This is a genomic window from Caldicellulosiruptor bescii DSM 6725 (genome assembly GCF_000022325.1).
In the GTDB taxonomy this organism is placed as follows: domain Bacteria; phylum Bacillota; class Thermoanaerobacteria; order Caldicellulosiruptorales; family Caldicellulosiruptoraceae; genus Caldicellulosiruptor; species Caldicellulosiruptor bescii.
In genome coordinates, this window is sequence record NC_012034.1 from 573127 (window position 1) to 590899 (window position 17773).

Below are 17773 nucleotides of genomic sequence, written 5' to 3' on the forward strand. Positions count from 1 at the left end.
GTAAGAAGGTGAAGTACACACTTTCTGTTCTGGTTGAGAACCACCCGGGTGTACTGTCTAGAGTTGCAGGGCTTTTTTCAAGAAGAGGTTTTAACATAGACAGCCTTGCTGTTGGTGTTACAGAAGACCCTACAATATCCCGCATGACAATTGTTGTAAATGGAGACGACTATATTGTCGAGCAGGTGACAAAACAGCTAAATAAGCTTATTGATGTTATAAAAGTCAAAAAGCTAAACCCAAAAGAAGCTGTTGAAAGAGAGCTTGCGCTTATCAAAGTAAATGCTAATTCTCAGACACGTTCAGACATTATTCAAATAACAGAGATTTTCAGAGCAAATATTGTTGATGTGTCAAAAGAAACGCTTACAATTGAGATTTCAGGTGATGAGGACAAGATTGAAGCGCTGATAGAACTTTTAAAACAATATGGTATTCGCGAGGTAGTCCGTACAGGACTTATTGCGATAGAGCGTGGAAATAAAGTCATATCAAAATCTAAGTCTGAGGAGGATGAGTAAAGATGGCAAAGATATTCTATGATAGTGATTGCAATTTAGATTTGCTTAAAGACAAAACGGTTGCAGTAATTGGTTTTGGCAGCCAAGGTCATGCACATGCACTGAACTTGAGAGATTCTGGTATAAATGTTGTTGTTGGACTTTATCATGGAAGCAAGTCTTGGGCAAAAGCAGAAAGTCATGGTCTTAAAGTTATGACAGCTGATGAGGCAACAAAAGTTGCAGATGTTATTATGATTCTTGTAAATGATGAAAAACAGCCAAAGCTATTTAAAGAGAGTATAGAACCTAACTTAAAAGAAGGAAAGGCAATAGCATTTGCGCACGGGTTTAACATTCACTTTGGTCAGATAGTTCCACCACCATACGTTGATGTTATTATGATAGCTCCAAAAGGACCAGGGCACACAGTCAGAAGCCAGTATGAGGAAGGAAAAGGTGTACCAGCTTTAGTCGCTGTACATCAGGACTATACAGGAAAAGCCTTAGATGTTGCCTTAGCTTATGCAAAAGGTATTGGTGCATCAAGGGCAGGGATAATTCTTACAACATTTAAAGAGGAGACAGAGACAGACCTTTTTGGTGAACAGGCAGTTTTGTGTGGCGGTCTTACAGAGCTTATCAAAGCCGGGTTTGATACACTGGTTGAAGCAGGGTATCAGCCAGAAATTGCGTATTTTGAGTGTTTGCATGAGATGAAGCTTATAGTTGATTTGATTTGGCAGGGTGGACTTTCACTTATGCGCTATTCAATTTCAGACACAGCTGAGTATGGCGACTACATGACAGGTAAGAGAATTATAACAGAAGAGACAAGAAAAGAGATGAAAAAAGTATTAGAGGAGATTCAAAATGGTACATTTGCGAAGAAGTGGATTTTGGAGAACATGGCAGGAAGACCTGAGTTCAATAGCATAAGAAAAAGAGAACAAAATCTTTTGATTGAACAGGTTGGTAAAGAGCTCAGAAAGATGATGCCTTGGATAAAGCCAATAAAAGAATAAGGGTGAGGGGTTTTTAATGGGAAAAAGAGTTATTAGAATATTTGATACCACGCTCAGAGACGGTGAGCAAACACCAGGTGTGTCGCTCAACGTCAATGAAAAACTTGAGATTGCAAAACAGCTTGAAAAACTCAAAGTTGATGTGATAGAAGCAGGATTTGCAATTGCCTCTCCTGGGGATTTTGAGGCAATAAAAGTAATATCTGAGAATATAAAGGATGCAGTAATAGTCTCTTTGGCAAGAGCAATTGAAAAAGACATAGATAGGGCGTATGAGGCGCTCAAAAAGGCTTCATCCCCAAGAATTCATACATTCATTGCAACAAGTGATATTCATATGAAATACAAGCTCAAGATGACAGAAGATGAGGTACTTGAGCGAGCAGTTGCTATGGTAAAATATGCAAAAAAATATGTGTCTGATGTAGAGTTTTCATGTGAGGATGCAACACGTTCAAGAATTGAATTTTTAATAAAGGTGTTTGACGCTGTAATAAAAGCCGGTGCAACAGTTATAAACATACCAGACACGGTAGGCTACACAACACCTGAAGAGATGAAAAGAATTATTCGAGCAATAAAAGAAAACATTCCTGACATTGACAAGGTTCAAATTTCAGTTCATTGCCACAACGACTTAGGTCTTGCTGTTGCAAACTCATTGGCTGCTGTTGAAGAAGGGGTTCATCAGGTTGAATGTACAATAAATGGTCTTGGTGAGAGGGCTGGGAATGCTGCCTTAGAAGAAATTGTAATGGCTCTCAAAACCCGAAAAGACTTTTATGATGTTGATGTTTTGATAGATACAACCCAGATTTATCGAACAAGCAAGCTTGTGTCTTCTCTTACAGGCGTATTTGTTCAGCCAAACAAAGCAATAGTTGGTGCAAATGCATTTGCGCACGAGTCTGGTATACATCAGCATGGAGTATTGTCAGAACGAACAACATATGAGATTATTGACCCTGTGTCAATTGGTCTTCCGAAAAACAGGATGGTTTTGGGCAAGCACTCTGGTCGTCATGCGTTTGAAGAAAGGCTCAAAGAGCTTGGATACACAGACCTCACAAGAGAAGAGATTGACGCTGCATTTGAAAAGTTTAAAGTTTTGGCAGACAAAAAGAAGGTTGTACTTGACAAAGACATTGAGGCACTTTTAGAACAAAAGTCACTCAATATTCCAGAGACATATGAGCTTGTAAGGTTCCAGATAATAAGCGGAAATGGTCTTATATCAACTGCATCTGTAAGGATAAAATCGGGTGAGGAAGAGTTTGAAGAGGCGGCGACAGGTGATGGTCCTGTTGATGCAATCTTCAAGGCAATTGACAGAATTACAGGTCTTCAGGTTGAACTTGATGATTATAGTATAAAGGCTGTCACCCAGGGCAAGGATGCTCTTGGCGAGGTAACAGTCAGAATTAAGAAGGATGGCAAAGCGTTTTTGGGAAGAGGCTTATCTACAGATATTTTAGAAGCAAGCGCAAAAGCGTATGTAAATGCTATAAATAAGATGCTGTATAAAATTTCAGAGGAGTAAAATTGACTCTTTACAATTTTTTAAATTGGGTTTAAAATAATTAGCAAATAAAACTTGAGGGTCAAAGGGGTGCAAAAAATGATAATACGAATATGCGGCGCAATCACAATAATTAGCATTATTTCAATAATTAGAAAGAGAATAATTAAGTGTATTTATAAAATTTCATATGCCGCATTGCACCCATTTTGGCCTGTGTATGAGCAAAGAGGGTTTTTGAAAAGACCCTTAGGGCATCTTTAGAATTTGCAATCAGATTTGAGATTGAATTTTAAAAGCCCAGCCTAAAAAATCACAGGCTGGGCTTTTTTGATATCAAAAAGGAGGGAAAATGAAGTGGAAAATAATAAGACCATCATCATCTATGACTCAACCTTAAGAGACGGTGCTCAGGCTGGTGGAATTTCATATACTCTGGAAGATAAGCTCAAGATTGTAGAGAGGCTTGACAAATTTGGTGTGAAATTTATCGAAGCAGGGAATCCCGGTTCTAACATCAAAGACCAGGAATTTTTTGCAAGAGTTAAAAAGATGAGATTGAAAAACGCAAAGCTTATCGCCTTTGGTTCAACAAGGCGAGTGGGGATTAACGTGAAAGATGACCCTAACATTCAGTCACTCATTGCGGCTGATACCGAAGCTGTTGCAATCTTTGGCAAGTCATGGGATTTTCATGTTAAAGAGGTCTTGAAAACAACAGAGGATGAAAATCTTCAGATGATTTATGATACTATAAAATATTTAAAGTCATTGGGGAAGTATGTTGTATTTGATGCAGAGCACTTTTTTGATGGTTATAAAAATAACAAAAAGTACGCTTTGGAGACTTTAAAGGTTGCAAAAGAAGCAGGTGCAGACTCTTTGGACCTGTGCGATACAAATGGCGGTACTTTCCCAATGGATGTTTACAACATCACGAAAGAAGTTGTTGAGATGTTTCCTGGGACGATGATTGGAATTCACTGTCATAACGACACAGGCATGGCTGTTGCAAACTCAGTCATGGCGGTTTTGGCAGGAGCTCGTCAGGTTCAGGGGACTATAAACGGATATGGTGAGAGATGTGGAAACGCAGACCTTATTACACTCATACCAAATCTTCAGCTAAAGCTTGGCTTTAAATGTGTACCAGATGAGAACATAAAACACCTGACATCACTTTCAAGGTATGTTGCAGAGATTGCCAACATGATTCCAAACGAGCGCGCACCATATGTTGGAGCTTATGCGTTTACTCACAAGGCTGGTATGCACATTGATGCTGTCAAGAAAAATCCAGCTTCGTTTGAGCATATTAACCCTGAGATTGTTGGAAACACAAGAAGAATAGTACTGTCTGAGGTTGCAGGAAGGGCTACAATTCTTGACAAGATTCGCGAGATTGACCCGACAGTTACAAAAGACTCACCTGTCACAAAAGAGATTATTGATGAGCTAAAGCGTCTTGAAAATGAAGGGTATCAGTTTGAGTCTGCAGAGGCTTCATTTGAGATGTTAATTAGAAAAAAACTGGGACTTTACCAGCCGTTCTTTACTCTCAAAGAATTTAAAGTTCTCATTAATGAACCGGCAGTAGAGTACAGCTCATCTGCAATTGTAAAGATTGCGGTAGATGGGGTTACAGCAATCACTGCTGCAGAAGGTGATGGTCCTGTTCATGCTTTAGATAGTGCTTTGAGAAAGGCATTGGAAAAGTTCTACCCAGAGCTCAAAGAGGTTCATCTTGTTGACTACAAAGTAAGAGTGCTCAACGCCGAGACTGCAACTGCTGCAAAGGTAAGGGTTCTGATTGAGTCAACAGACGGCAAAGACACATGGACAACTGTAGGTGTTTCAACCGACATTGTAAATGCAAGCTGGATTGCACTTGTTGACTCACTGGAGTATAAGCTTTGCAAAGAAAAAGTGGGAAAATAAATAAAGCAGGGACTGTCCATCTCAAAATAATTTTTGACAGCCCCTGCTTTTAATTTTGCAGAATCAATAAATATATTACTTTTTTATTATTTTCAATTTAGTATGGTCTTATGAACATCTGGGTCCAGTACAAAACTCCCTTGCTGTTTTTTGCAACCCCAACACCAATTTCAGTAAAAGAGGGGCTTAGAATATTTGCTCTGTGACCTGGGGAGTTCATCCATGAACGAACAACCTCTTGAGGAGATTTTTGCCCGTACGCAATATTTTCCCCTGCTGCAGAAAATTTGAGCCCAAAACTTTCCATCATCTTAAATGGTGAGCCATAAGTTGGGGAATAGTGTGAAAAATAGTTTTTGCTTGCCATATCCTGAGATTTGTATTTGGCAACGCGTGAAAGCTGCCAATTTGACTTAAGTATCGCAAGCCCAGCTTTTGCGCGCTCTTGGTTTGTGAGCCTTATTACTTCATCTTCAAAGGATTTAAAATCGGAGTGATTGGGGATGTTTATCTTTTGTCCGGGAAATATTAAGTTTGGATTTTTAATCTGTGGATTTGCCGCTAAAAGTTCGCTTATACCAACCTGATTTTTAACAGCTATACTCCACAGAGTGTCTCCGGTTTGGATAGTATAAATCTTTGTTTGTGCAAAGGCACTTGAAAAATTCAGAAAAAATAGTATGCTCAAAAATGCAACTATTTTTCTCATTTAAGCTTTCACCTCCTCATATCTTATTTTTCTTAAAAATCTTTTGCTTAATTCTTTCCTTTTAAAAACCTAATTAAAAATCTATTTTAAAAACCACAAAATCGTGGTATTATTATAGAAGTAAATCTAATTTCAAAAAGGAGGCAAAGATAAAATGGCATATTACATCACAGATGATTGTATTTCATGCGGCGCATGCGAGAGCGAATGCCCTGTTTCGTGCATATCCCCTGGCGATGGAAAGTATGTAATTAACGAAGAAGAATGCATCTCATGCGGTGCATGCGCAAATGTATGCCCAGTTGATGCTCCAAAGCCAAGAGAGTAGTTCTTGAAAGTTGCAAAATTAGCTTAGGACCGGGTAAGAAATCAATCACCCGGTCTTTAAATTATAAATTGAAATAAAATTAGAAAAATCTGTATAGTTGAAAGGAAGGGCGAAAAAGAAATTGAACAGGATTTATGTTCCAGTTCAAAATCCTGAGGAGATACAAAAGCTAAAATGTGGTCAAGAAGTTTTAGTGTATGGCAAACTTTTTGTTGCAAGGGATGCTGCTCACAAAAGGCTTTTTGAAATGATTCAAAAAGGAAGTAAAATCCCAATAGATTTTAAAAATGGTGCGATATATTATATGGGTCCCTGTCCTGAAAAGCCGGGTGAAGTAATAGGACCATGTGGTCCCACAACAGCAGGCAGGATGGATGTATTTACTCCCATGATGCTTGAGCTTGGAATAAAGGTTTTAATTGGAAAGGGTAAAAGAAGTGAGGCTGTAAAAGAGGCAATTAAAAAACACGGTAGCATTTATCTTGCCACATTTGGTGGTGCTGCAGTGTTGATTCAAAGCTGTGTCAAATCTCAAAGGATAGTTATGTTTGAGGACCTTGGTGCAGAGGCAATTCGTGAAATTGAGGTCGAAAGCTTGCCTTGCATTGTTGCAATAGATTCTCAAGGGGAAGATATATATGAAATTGGACCAAGAAAGTATGCAAAGGATTTTAGATAGTCTTAAAATTTTCAATGCTCTTAAAAGCTACAATTTTTTGCGTCTTCACATGCCAGGTCACAAAGGTAAAGAAGAGATTTTCCCAGATGCAATTAAAAATATATTTCCCAACTTTGATGTCACAGAAACCTTCTGTACAGACAATTTATTGGACCCAAAAGGTTATATAAAGGAATTTTTAGATGGGATAAATGAGTTTTTTGGTACAAATTATAGCTTTTTGTCTCTTCAGGGCTCAACACACCTTCTGCAAGCCTCAATTGCTGCATTTTCAAATCCGTACGACAGTATACTTATAAACAGAGATGCTCACAAAAGCATATATAATATAGCAAAGATTTTAAAACTTGACATTGAATATATATATCCACAGTACAATGATTCTTTAGAAATATTTACATATATCGACGAAAAGCACTTTGAAATTGTCCTTCAAACTTCAAAATCTCAAATTGTTGTAATAACCTCACCATCGTATTACGGCATTGAACAAAATGTAAAGGTACTCTCAGATATAGCAAAGAAATATCAGAAGAAACTCATAGTTGACCAAGCTCACGGAGGTTATTATAAATTTGTAGGAAAAAAAACAGCCTTGGATAACGGAGCTGACATATGCATTTTAAGTCTTCACAAAACATTGCCATGTCCAAACCAGTCTGCACTGCTTTTGTCAAACTTAGCAGATAATGATAATAAGAAACTTTCTGCAACATTGGGTTATCTTCATACAACAAGCCCATCGTATGTGCTGCTTGCTTGGAGTGAGTATGGGATAGAGTTTTCAAAAAAGTTTGGCAGACAGCTTTTTAAAGAGCTCGAAAGAAAACTTGAAAAGCTATGCAAGCCGGTCTTAGAATATACAAACTATGTCTACAAAGATGTAGATATTTTAAAACTTCTTTTAAACTTTGGCAAAGTAGGGAAAAATCAAAGTTTTGTAAAAAGTCTTTTGGAGAGGTATTCTATTGTTCCAGAGGTTTTTGACCAGAATAGGATTCTGTTTTATTTTTCTCTGGTGGATTCTCTTTCTAATTTTGAAATCTTGGAAAGCTTTTTTTATGATATAATAAAAGAAAAAGGAAAAGAAGAACCTGAGAAAAGGTTTTTATCACCGCCAAGACCGAAAAAGGTTTTAAAAATATACGAAGTTGACAACGCAAGAAAAAGAAGGGTAAAGATTTGTGAGGCAGAAGGCTTTGTATGTGCGCAGGCAATCATTCCTTATCCCCCGGGATTTCCGGTTGTTGTTGAGGGTGAGGTTATAGAAAAAGATACTATAGAATATTTGCAAGAGCTTTTGGGTATTGAATTTATCAAAAAAAATGAGGTTGATGTGGTTGAGGATGGGTAAACTCATAGTATTTGAAGGAAACGATGGTTCAGGTAAAACTACCCAGCTTGTAAAAGTTGAAAAATATCTTAAAGAAAAGGGATACAAAGTTCTCACAACAAGAGAGCCAGGTGGGACAGAAGTAGGATACCGAATCAGAAAGCTTCTTTTAGACCCTCAATATAAGATGGATGGGCTTACTGAAGCTCTGCTTTTAGCTGCAGACAGAAACGAACATGTTAAAAATGTACTCATTCCCGCACTGGATGAAGGGTACATTGTGCTTTGCGACAGATACATCCTAAGTAGTGTAGTTTACCAGGGCATTGTAAGAGGGGTTGGCGTTGAAAATATTCTGAGATTAAATTCAATCTTTGAAGATAGAATAAAACCCGATCTTTACATTGTTCTTACCTTAGAGCCTGAAATAGCTCTGCAGAGAATCAAAATGGCTGGCAAAAACGACAGGCTTGACTTAGAAGATTTGGAGTTTCACAGGCGTGTGTACAGCGGCTTTAAAGAGGTATCAAAATGGTTTGAAAGATGTGTGAACATTGAGGCGCAGGGTTCAGAGAAAGAGGTTTTTGAAAAGGTGTTATTGGAGATAGAGAAGCTATTGGTAAATGGGAAGTAGAGAAGTAGAAAAGGAAGAAGAGTTTTTAAATAAGAACCTTTTTACTGCAATAGAGAGGAGAGAAGAGAGAAGATGAAGCTTATTGTAGCAGTTGTGCAAAATGAAGACATTGGCAGGCTTTTGGACGCTCTTCAAAAAGAAGGTATAATGGCAACAAAGCTTTCAACGTCAGGTGGATTTTTGCGCTCTGGCAATACCACTTTGCTCATAGGCATTGATGATGACAGGGTTTCTGAGGTGATTGACATTATATCTCAAAAGTGTAAGACACGCAAACAAATTGTTTCATCACCTGTTACAAACAATCCGTCAACAGGTGTATACATGCCATATCCTATTGAAATAACAATTGGTGGTGCAACAATATTTGTCCTCAATGTTGAAAGATTTGAGAAGGTTTAAAAAAATTTAAGAAGTGGGAAAGCAAAATGAGAGTAGAAGATGTTAAAAGAAACAATATAAATAATGTAGCGTTTTTTCAAGACCAGCGAAGAGTTGAAAGGTCAAAAGACTCTTTTTCAAACTATGTAAAGCAGCTTGAGAAAGATGAAATTATCAATAGGATAAAAGAGCTTATTAACAAAATAGACTCTCTTGGCAAGAGCCTTGCAGAAAGATTGGACCTTTCGACGCTAAAAGAGTATAAAAAGGCGATAAGAGAACTTTTGGGATATACAGTATTCTCTTCTCACGAATATTTTAGTGAAAGTCTTTTTGGCAGAAAAGGCAGACACAAGGTGTTTGGTATTGTTAAAAAAATTGATGAAAAAATGGATATGTTAACTCAGGAGATTTTGAAAAAAGAAGCGGACAATCTCAAAGTTTTGTCATATGTAGGGGAAATAAAAGGGCTACTTGTTGACCTATTTATCTAAGAAAATCTATACAGGGTGAGAAAAAGTATGAATTTAGATACTTTTATAGGGCAAAGAGAGATTATTAATACTCTCAAAAAGGCACTCAATAAACCTTTTCACGCATACATTTTTGAAGGTGAAAGAGGACTTGGCAAAAAACTTTTGGCAATGACCTTTTCAAAGCAAGTTTTGTGTGAAGAAAAGCTTGCGTGTGGGGTTTGTAAAAGCTGCAGGCTCTTTGACGCACTCACACACCCGGATTTTAAATTAATAAAGAGAGATGAAGATAAAAAAGAGATATCTGTTGACGCTATTAGAGAGATTATAAAAGATATTTCACGAGGACCTATTTTTGCAACAAAAAAGATATATATAATACAAGAGGCTGAGGAGATGTCAACAAGTGCTCAAAATGCACTTTTAAAGACTTTAGAAGAGCCTCCAGAGTATGCTCTTTTTATTCTCACATGCAACAATTTAGAAAGGCTTTTGCCAACAGTGGTTTCAAGGTCATTAGTGCTTTCATTCAAAAGATACAGCTCAAGCGAAATATCTGAGATTTTGAAAAGTCATGGGCTTGAACCCAAAGACTATGTTTTAAAACTTTGCAGAGGAAATCCTAAAATTGCTCTTGATTTTTATGATAAAGAGGTTCAAAATAAAAGAGACTATATTTTTGATAAACTTCTTTCATACGACGGGGCAAGTTTTAGTTTGATAAAAGAATTTGAAAGTGATTTTGAAAAGTTTAAAGACGACTTTGCATTTTTATTTGAGACAGTTATATACTTTTTACGAGATGCGCTTATGTTCAAAAAGACAAACCTTGTTGAGCTTATTATAAACACAGACAAGTTAGAAAAGATAGTTGAGTTTGCAAACAAGCATACAATCTCTCATATATACAGGCTATTGCAGGATTTTATAATATTAGAAAAGTACCCAGATGCAAATGTAATCTCAGACAATGTGCTTGACATGATTTTTTTAAAACTATCAGGGGGCTAAAAAAAGATGGCAGAAGTTGTTGGAGTTAGATTCAAAAAAGCAGGGAAGATATACTGGTTTGACCCGAATAACATAGATTTAAAAGCCGGAGATGACGTCATTGTTGAGACGGTCCGTGGAATTGAAATGGGAAAAGTTATGATAGAAAAAAGAGAGGTGCCTGACGAAGAGATAGTCCAGCCTCTCAAAAAGGTTGTAAGAAAGGCAACAGAAGAGGATTACAAAAAAGCTCAAGAAAACATGGAAAAGGCGGCAAGAGCACTTGAGATTTGCAAGGAAAAAGTACAAAAGCATGGTCTTCCTATGAAGCTTTTGCATGCCGAGTACACATTTGACAACAACAAGCTTCTTTTCTATTTCACAGCAGAAGGAAGGGTTGATTTCAGAGAACTTGTAAAAGATCTTGCAGCAGTTTTCAGAACAAGGATTGAGCTGAGACAAATAGGTGTCAGAGACGACACAAAGTTCCGTGGTGGTTTGGGACCATGTGGTCGTGAGGTTTGCTGTGCAGTGCATCTTTGTGAGTTTGTACCAATTTCAATAAAGATGGCAAAGCAGCAGGGGCTTGTTTTAAACCCTGCAAAGATATCCGGCCTTTGCGGCAGGCTCATGTGCTGCTTGACATACGAGCAAAAATTCTATGAAGAGGCAATGTTAAAGCTTCCCGGGATAGGTGCGATTGTAAAAACAGCCGATGGTATAGGTGAAGTAGTTGAGGTAAGCCTCTTAAAAGAAAAGATAAAGGTCAGATTTGAAGATGAAATGCAAAATGTAGAGGTAAAAGAATACTCTGTTGGTGAGTTTGAGATTCTAAAAGACACCAAGAAGATTCAACAGCCGGTTATTGCACTTGATGACGACGAGCTAAAAGAGCTTTTGGATTTGGAAGAATAAAAATGAATTTGAACTTGAAAGAGGCAAAAAGGGCTGCTAAAAAGTTACTGTGAAAGCAGCCCGTTTTTTAAATTTTAAGATTCTTTTTCTTGTGCAGAGGTGATAAAGATTGGAAGTAGTTTTGCTAATTGTTGCTATTGTTCTTGTCATATCAAACTTGATTTTGTTAATAAGGCTTAAAAATAATATAAATTCTTCTTTGGATACTCAAAATAAACTGTTAGAGATTGAAAAAGAACTTGAACAAATTCAAAATTCTATCTCACAGCAATTTTCTCAGAATAAAAATGAAATGCAAAATATAATAAGCTCATTTGGCAGCATTTTAATGACAAGATTTTCAGATCTATCCAATCAGATAATAAATTTTACATCATCAAGTCAGGAAAGGCTTGACAGTATCCGAAAAGAGATAGATAGTAAGCTTGAGAAAATACGAGAGACTGTTGACAGCCAGCTACAAAGCACATTAGAGACAAAACTTTCGCAGTCTTTCAAGCTTGTATCAGAGCGTCTGGAGCTTGTCCACAGAGGGCTTGGTGAGATGCAGGCCCTGGCCGGAAGTGTTGGAGACCTTAAAAAGATTTTGAGCAATGTAAAGGTTCGTGGAACACTTGGTGAGATTCAGCTTGGCAATATCATAGACCAGATTTTGGATCAATCACAGTACGAAAGAAATGTCAGGATAAAACCGCACACTCAAGAGCAAGTTGAGTTTGCAATAAAGATTCCTTCTAAAAATTCAAAAGATAATGAATTTATATACCTTCCAATAGACTCCAAATTCCCCATAGAAAGTTATCAGCGGCTTATTGAGGCGCAGGAGAAAGCGGAGACAGAAGAAGTTGCAAGATTTTCGAAGGAGCTTGAAAATAGTATAAGACAGAATGCAAAGACTATAAAGGAAAAGTACATAGACCCGCCTAAAACAACAGATTTTGCTATCATGTTTTTGCCCTCTGAAGGGCTTTATGCAGAGGTGCTGAAGATACCCGGGCTGTTTGAGTCTGTGCAAAGGGAATACAAGGTAATTATTGCAGGACCTACAACAGTTGTTGCAATGCTCAACACCATTTCGCTTGGATTTAAAACTTTTGCTATTGAAAAGAGAACAAATGAGATCTGGGAGCTTTTGTCTGCCGTCAAGACTGAGTTTTCAAGGTTTGCTGAGATTCTTGAAAAGGTTAAAAAGAAGCTTTCTGAAGCGCAGGATACAATTGACACTGCAACAAGAAAGACAAGAACTATAGAAAGAAAGCTTAAAAGTGTTGAGACCCTCTCTTCAGAAAAAGATATAGATATGATTCTTTATGATGAGGAAGCTATTGAAGAAGGTTCAGGGAAATAATCTCACATATGAAGATTTTAAATTGCCATCTTGCAAAATTTCAACTCATATCTTAAAATATAGTCTTGTGCAAAAGAACAATTTGCAATGTCCTATTGTCAAAAATGCAAAAGTAGAATATAATATATCTCATAACACTTGATTGTATACATATATACAATGTGGAGGGAAGTTTAAGTGGCAAGAGTAGAATTTAATCCCAAGACAAACCTGATTGAGCAGGCAGCGTATAAATATACACTCCAGGATGTTCCAGAGCCGAACCTCTATAGAGAGATTTTCCCGTATACAGAGATACCCAAGATAGCCTTCAACCACAGGCATGTTCCTATGTTTGTGCCTGATGAGATATGGATAACAGATACAACATTCAGAGATGGTCAGCAAGCAAGGTCTCCTTATACAGTTGAACAAATTGTAAGGCTTTTTGATTATCTTCATGAACTTGACAATGACTCTGGCGTGATCCGTCAGACAGAGTTTTTCCTATATTCAAAAAAAGATAGAGAAGCTGTTATAAAATGCATGGAAAGAGGTTACAGGTATCCAGAGGTTACCTCATGGATAAGAGCAAGAAAAGAGGATTTTCAACTTGTGAAAGAGATGGGCATCAAAGAGACAGGAATTTTGGTGTCCTGCTCTGACTATCATATATTCAAAAAGCTCAACATGACAAGAAAACAGGCAATGGAGATGTATCTTTCTATTGTTGAAGCAGCGCTTGAACATGGAATTATTCCACGCTGCCATTTTGAGGACATCACAAGAGCAGACTTTTACGGCTTTGTTGTTCCGTTTGCAAATGAGCTTATGAAACTTGCGCGCCAAGCAAATATGCCGGTCAAGATAAGAGCATGCGATACCCTCGGGCTTGGTGTGTCTTACCCGGGAGTTGCTCTTCCAAGAAGCGTGCAGGGAATAATTTACGGGCTAAGGCATTACGCAGAGGTGCCGTCTGAGTGGCTTGAGTGGCATGGTCACAACGATTTTTACAAAGCTGTTGTTAACTCTGGCACTGCATGGCTTTACGGTGCATCTGCAGTTAACTGTTCGCTCTTGGGTATAGGTGAGAGAACTGGTAATACTCCTTTGGAGGCTATGGTAATTGAATATGCCCAGCTTAGAGGCACAACAAAGAATATGAGGCTTGAGGTAATCACTGAGATTGCAGATTACTTTGAAAAAGAGCTTGACTATGAGATTCCGCCAAGAACGCCGTTTGTTGGCAGAGCATTTAATGCAACAAGAGCAGGAATTCATGCTGATGGTATTTTGAAGGATGAGGAAATCTACAACATATTTGATACAAAAAAGATTTTAAACCGTCCAATTGTCATTGCAGTTGATGCACACTCTGGGCTTGCAGGTATCGCTGCATGGATTAACACATATTTCAGGCTTGAAGGTGACAAGAAGATTGACAAGCGCGACCCGAGAGTTGCTAAAATCAAAGAGTGGGTTGACAGGGAGTACGAAAATGGAAGAACAACTGTTATTGGTGACGATGAGCTTGAAATGGTTGTTCGAGAAGTCATGCCAGAACTTTTCAAGATGCATGAAAGTAGGGTAAAATAGTTTTTCTAAATATTTTAAAAAGAGCCAGTCCTAAAAAGTTGGGCTGGCTTTTTATTTTTGTATCTTTCTTGTCTGTTTCCATTTTTCTACCAAGTTCATCTTACTTCTCATATTTCTATATTTCCAATACTCTTTTTCATCAAGAAATACACTTCCCCAAAGATAAATTGTAGGTATAGGAAGTTCTTTAGCTCCATAGAAGTCTTTTAAGAATACATCTTTTATTTCGTTGAAGCTATAAAAAGTAAAAAGTTTTTCAATGTGTTCCCAATTGCCGTATGCTAATACTGTCTTTATTATTAAATCTTTGTGTTTTTCTGTATCTAACATTTCAAAGTTATAATTTTTGAATAAGATTTTAAAATCCTCCGGAAGTTTCATGGTAGCATACCTCTTTTCTTTATATACTTTTCAATTGCTATTTTAGCTTGCTGAGTTAAAAACCTTTCTATTTCACCTACTTTTGGTGCTTCACCTATTACAGAGATTAATGCTGTTTCTTTATCAATTATATCTTCTGTATACATAAGTTGTTCTAAGAACAATTTCTTTGAAAAAACTGATTCACCTTCTATTACAAATTTCTGAGGTGCTTTCTCTAAAATATACTCTAAATTGACAATACCTTTTTTGAGTAAAAAATACAAGTCAATATAATCTCTATATGTTGGTCGTCTACCGATGGTATACGCTTTCATCAAAGCTATTTCCTTTGGAGATGCTAAATTGATTCCTTTTAAACGAATGTCTATTTTATCACCTTGGACTAATGGCTCAATCAAAGGGAAGGGATATGCAATGAAACTTATCTTTACTCCACATATAGTTGAAGTCATCTGGTCAACTTGCTTTATAATGATGTTTACATTTTTTTTAGAGAACGACTTGGTTAAAATATTGTAAATATATTCAAATTCTATTTTTTCGCTAACTTCTTTTTGAAAAAAATCCAAATCATATGACTTTCTATGGCGAAGTTGCAATGCCAATGCAGTACCTCCTGCAAGATAGAATTTTTTTGACAAATTGCTTTTAGCGATATTTCTACATATTTCATATCCTACTGAGTCTAATACTTCCATATCCATCATAGCTGACTCCTTTTTTATTTTTTCCTACTAATAGTCATTATAACATAAACGTATTTGCTTGAATTAAATTTTAATTTAGATCTAAAAAACTTATGTCAGGTTATATCATGCGTATTTGTTATTAGGCAATAATTGACAAATAGAGTATTGTAAGATTTATTTAACGAAACACAAATTATACAAATATATATTACTTTTTATATACTATATCTAAAACAATTATAAATCACCTTAAAAACTTTATATAAAATAATGCAATCTTAGTGTAAAATATTTATTTGACATTGGATGAAAAAAGCTTTCTCCTCTTGGTAGAAGAGAAAAAATGAAGTAGAATATAATGATGAAAAAATAAAAAAAGAAAAAGGGAAAACAAACCAAAGGAGGGAGCAAAATGACTGAAAATATTGTATCAAAAATAGAAGAACTTTTAAAGACTTTTGAGGAAGGATTAGAGAAGATAGTGAAAAGGGAGAAGGATTTAGCGGAATATTCAATTGAACTTAAGAAGCAGTTAGACCTGATAGGCAAGGAGATGATAAAGGAAGCATGTGAACTTATAGATGAATCATTGAAAGAAAACGAAGAGAGGAAGAAGAGGTATGAAGTTGTGAGGAGAGACAAGAGGGGTTTAAAGACAATATTTGGTGATATTGAATATGAGAGAACATATTACAAAGATAAGGAAGGCAAAGGATATGTGGGGGGAAGTGGATTATGGTTTTGAACTTATGAATGTATATTTAAGAAATATAAAGTCGAAAAATTTAGATAGGCAAGAAGTTAAGGAAATAGTAAAAGGAATTATAAAGAACGGGAAAAGAGTACGAAAAGGTATGGAAAAGTCGAATAATATACCAATTATAGCAAATGGTAAAGTTAACCAGTTACGAAGAGCATTAAAGTCTTTGATTAGTTGTAGCTTCTATAACGCAGGTATATTCTAATAAAAATTTTTTCCTACAAACTCTTAACACTATCCACAACACTTTAAATATTGAAAACTATAAAAGATTATGCTAAAATATTTTTATCTGAACTTGGCAAAAAGGCAAAGGGGCCATAAAAGGAGGGTTACCTTTGCCTTTTTTAGTATTCAAATTAAATTTATTATGTTAATGGGAGGATGGTAGCACTATGAAAAGATTAACCTTAAAGAATCTGGTTGGTATTACGGTAGTTTTGGTTTTATTAATTTCTCTTTTTACCAGTGCCGAATCTTCAAATACAAAAACTATTCGACTTGGTGTGAATCTTGAACTATCAGGCAGTGTTGCACAGTTTGGGCAGAGAAATTTGGAAGGACTTAAAATGGCAATTGAAGAAATAAACAGCAAGGGTGGAGTTTTAGGCAAAAAAATTGAACTTGTGATTTACGACAACAAATCAGACAAGACAGAAGCATTGAATGTTGCCACAAAACTTGCTACAAAAGAAAATGTTTTTGCAATGTTAGGACCAGTTACGTCAGGTGCAACAAAATCAGCCTCTGTTGCTGCGCAGCGTTATAAAGTACCTCTAATTTCTTCTACAGCAACAGATGACCTTGTCACAGTAGATGAGCGAACAGGTAGAACAAAAGCGTACATTTTCAGAATTTGTTTTAATGACTCATTTCAGGGCAGTGTGATGGCAAACTTTGCTCTAAAGACGTTAAAAATCAAAACTGCAGCTGTGATATACGATGCATCTTCGGATTACAGCAAAGGTCTTTATAAGAATTTCAAAGAGGCATTTACAAAAGGTGGAGGGAAGCTTGTAGCTGAAGAAGCATTTTCGAAAGGTGAACAAGATTTTAATGGAATTTTGACAAAAATAAGAGACAAAAAACCGCAAGCTATTTTTGCCCCTGTATACTACGATGAAGCAGGACTTATCATCAAACAGGCAAGAGAGCTTGGAATGTGGATACCTATTTTGGGTTCTGACGGGTTTGACGACCCGAAAGTTATAGAAAAAGCAGGCAGCAAATATGCAACAAATGTATTTTTCTCAACACATTATTCCTCTCAGGACACAGATAAAAAAGTGCAGGATTTTAGAAAAAGATACCAGCAAAAGTATAAGATTGAACCTAACGCGCTTTCAGCACTGGGTTATGATTTGGGTTATTTCATTGCAGATGCAATAAAAAGAGCGAATTCTACAACAGACAGAGAAAAACTTCGCAAAGCACTTGAAATCACCAAGAACTTTGAGGGTGTTACTGGAATTATCTCAATAGATGCAAAACATAATGCAAAGAAGTCTGCGGTTATAATCGAGATAAAAAATGGTGTTCAGAGATTTAAACAAAAACTAAATCCTTAAAAATTTTGTCCCCTTTCTGGCATAA

General features: G+C 36.6%; 20 protein-coding genes and 1 pseudogene. 18 read left to right on the forward strand and 3 right to left on the reverse strand.

What is annotated here, in order from left to right:
- Positions 1-8 precede the first annotated feature (8 nt).
- From ilvN to cimA, 5 genes are all read left to right on the forward strand, one after another.
- Positions 9-521, forward strand: coding sequence for an acetolactate synthase small subunit (ilvN, locus tag ATHE_RS02490; protein WP_015907091.1), 513 nt, complete (start codon positions 9-11; stop codon positions 519-521).
- A gap of 2 nt (positions 522-523) precedes the next feature.
- The gene (gene ilvC / locus ATHE_RS02495) at positions 524-1525 is read left to right on the forward strand and encodes a ketol-acid reductoisomerase (protein WP_013431057.1); all 1002 of its coding nucleotides are present in this window, start codon (positions 524-526) and stop codon (positions 1523-1525) included.
- 16 nt (positions 1526-1541) lie between these two features.
- A complete protein-coding gene (locus ATHE_RS02500; protein ID WP_015907092.1) occupies positions 1542-3065 on the forward strand; it encodes a 2-isopropylmalate synthase in 1524 nt (507 codons plus the stop codon).
- A 78-nt stretch (positions 3066-3143) separates the two neighbouring features.
- Positions 3144-3308 carry a hypothetical protein gene (locus tag ATHE_RS14745; protein ID WP_179121858.1) on the forward strand — a complete coding sequence of 55 codons (165 nt, stop codon included), beginning with the start codon at positions 3144-3146 and terminating at the stop codon, positions 3306-3308.
- Between the two features lie 93 nt (positions 3309-3401).
- Positions 3402-4982, forward strand: a complete 1581-nt coding sequence (gene cimA, locus ATHE_RS02505) for a citramalate synthase (protein WP_015907094.1) — start codon at positions 3402-3404, stop codon at positions 4980-4982.
- 97 nt (positions 4983-5079) lie between these two features.
- On the opposite strand, the gene safA is transcribed toward cimA, so the two are convergent.
- Complete coding sequence (gene safA, locus ATHE_RS02510; protein ID WP_015907095.1) at positions 5080-5691, reverse strand: SafA/ExsA family spore coat assembly protein; 612 nt, start codon at positions 5689-5691, stop codon at positions 5080-5082.
- A gap of 154 nt (positions 5692-5845) precedes the next feature.
- Here safA and ATHE_RS02515 point away from each other — a divergent pair, with 154 nt between their 5' ends.
- The 10 genes from ATHE_RS02515 to ATHE_RS02560 all read left to right on the forward strand — a co-directional run bounded on the left by ATHE_RS02515 (position 5846) and on the right by ATHE_RS02560 (position 14347).
- Complete coding sequence (locus ATHE_RS02515; RefSeq protein ID WP_013431052.1) at positions 5846-6019, forward strand: indolepyruvate ferredoxin oxidoreductase subunit alpha; 174 nt, start codon at positions 5846-5848, stop codon at positions 6017-6019.
- Positions 6020-6140: 121 nt separating this feature from the next.
- The gene (locus ATHE_RS02520) at positions 6141-6698 is read left to right on the forward strand and encodes a FumA C-terminus/TtdB family hydratase beta subunit (protein WP_015907096.1); all 558 of its coding nucleotides are present in this window, start codon (positions 6141-6143) and stop codon (positions 6696-6698) included.
- On the forward strand, positions 6658-8052 hold the full coding sequence (locus tag ATHE_RS02525; RefSeq protein WP_015907097.1) for an aminotransferase class I/II-fold pyridoxal phosphate-dependent enzyme: 1395 nt from the start codon (positions 6658-6660) through the stop codon (positions 8050-8052). The genes ATHE_RS02520 and ATHE_RS02525 overlap by 41 nt, the downstream gene beginning before the upstream one ends.
- Positions 8039-8665 carry a dTMP kinase gene (gene tmk / locus ATHE_RS02530; protein WP_015907098.1) on the forward strand — a complete coding sequence of 209 codons (627 nt, stop codon included), beginning with the start codon at positions 8039-8041 and terminating at the stop codon, positions 8663-8665. Before ATHE_RS02525 ends, tmk begins: the two co-directional genes overlap by 14 nt.
- Before the next feature lie 72 nt (positions 8666-8737).
- A complete protein-coding gene (locus tag ATHE_RS02535) occupies positions 8738-9067 on the forward strand; it encodes a cyclic-di-AMP receptor (RefSeq protein WP_013431048.1) in 330 nt (109 codons plus the stop codon).
- A gap of 26 nt (positions 9068-9093) precedes the next feature.
- Positions 9094-9540, forward strand: coding sequence for a YaaR family protein (locus ATHE_RS02540; RefSeq protein WP_015907099.1), 447 nt, complete (start codon positions 9094-9096; stop codon positions 9538-9540).
- 27 nt (positions 9541-9567) lie between these two features.
- Positions 9568-10530, forward strand: coding sequence for a DNA polymerase III subunit (locus ATHE_RS02545; RefSeq protein WP_015907100.1), 963 nt, complete (start codon positions 9568-9570; stop codon positions 10528-10530).
- Between the two features lie 6 nt (positions 10531-10536).
- Positions 10537-11424: a PSP1 domain-containing protein gene (locus ATHE_RS02550; RefSeq protein WP_015907101.1), complete on the forward strand. Its 888-nt coding sequence runs from the start codon at positions 10537-10539 to the stop codon at positions 11422-11424.
- A 109-nt stretch (positions 11425-11533) separates the two neighbouring features.
- Complete coding sequence (locus tag ATHE_RS02555) at positions 11534-12772, forward strand: DNA recombination protein RmuC (protein ID WP_015907102.1); 1239 nt, start codon at positions 11534-11536, stop codon at positions 12770-12772.
- Between the two features lie 177 nt (positions 12773-12949).
- On the forward strand, positions 12950-14347 hold the full coding sequence (locus tag ATHE_RS02560) for a beta/alpha barrel domain-containing protein (protein WP_015907103.1): 1398 nt from the start codon (positions 12950-12952) through the stop codon (positions 14345-14347).
- A 51-nt stretch (positions 14348-14398) separates the two neighbouring features.
- Here ATHE_RS02560 and ATHE_RS02565 read toward each other — a convergent pair whose 3' ends face one another.
- Together ATHE_RS02565 and ATHE_RS02570 are read right to left on the reverse strand one after the other, a co-directional pair.
- Positions 14399-14728 (reverse strand): DUF6922 domain-containing protein, encoded by a 330-nt coding sequence (locus tag ATHE_RS02565; RefSeq protein WP_015907104.1) that lies wholly within the window; start codon positions 14726-14728, stop codon positions 14399-14401.
- Positions 14725-15435, reverse strand: a complete 711-nt coding sequence (locus ATHE_RS02570; RefSeq protein WP_041727048.1) for a nucleotidyl transferase AbiEii/AbiGii toxin family protein — start codon at positions 15433-15435, stop codon at positions 14725-14727. Before ATHE_RS02570 ends, ATHE_RS02565 begins: the two co-directional genes overlap by 4 nt.
- Before the next feature lie 397 nt (positions 15436-15832).
- Between ATHE_RS02570 and ATHE_RS15435 the strand changes: the two are divergent.
- The 3 genes and pseudogenes from ATHE_RS15435 to ATHE_RS02585 form a co-directional block, all read left to right on the forward strand.
- Positions 15833-16141: pseudogene (locus ATHE_RS15435) on the forward strand (UPF0236 family transposase-like protein); the annotation flags it as partial.
- A gap of 7 nt (positions 16142-16148) precedes the next feature.
- Complete coding sequence (locus ATHE_RS15440) at positions 16149-16385, forward strand: hypothetical protein (RefSeq protein WP_456297516.1); 237 nt, start codon at positions 16149-16151, stop codon at positions 16383-16385.
- A 190-nt stretch (positions 16386-16575) separates the two neighbouring features.
- Positions 16576-17748, forward strand: a complete 1173-nt coding sequence (locus ATHE_RS02585; protein WP_015907108.1) for an ABC transporter substrate-binding protein — start codon at positions 16576-16578, stop codon at positions 17746-17748.
- Positions 17749-17773 lie beyond the last annotated feature (25 nt).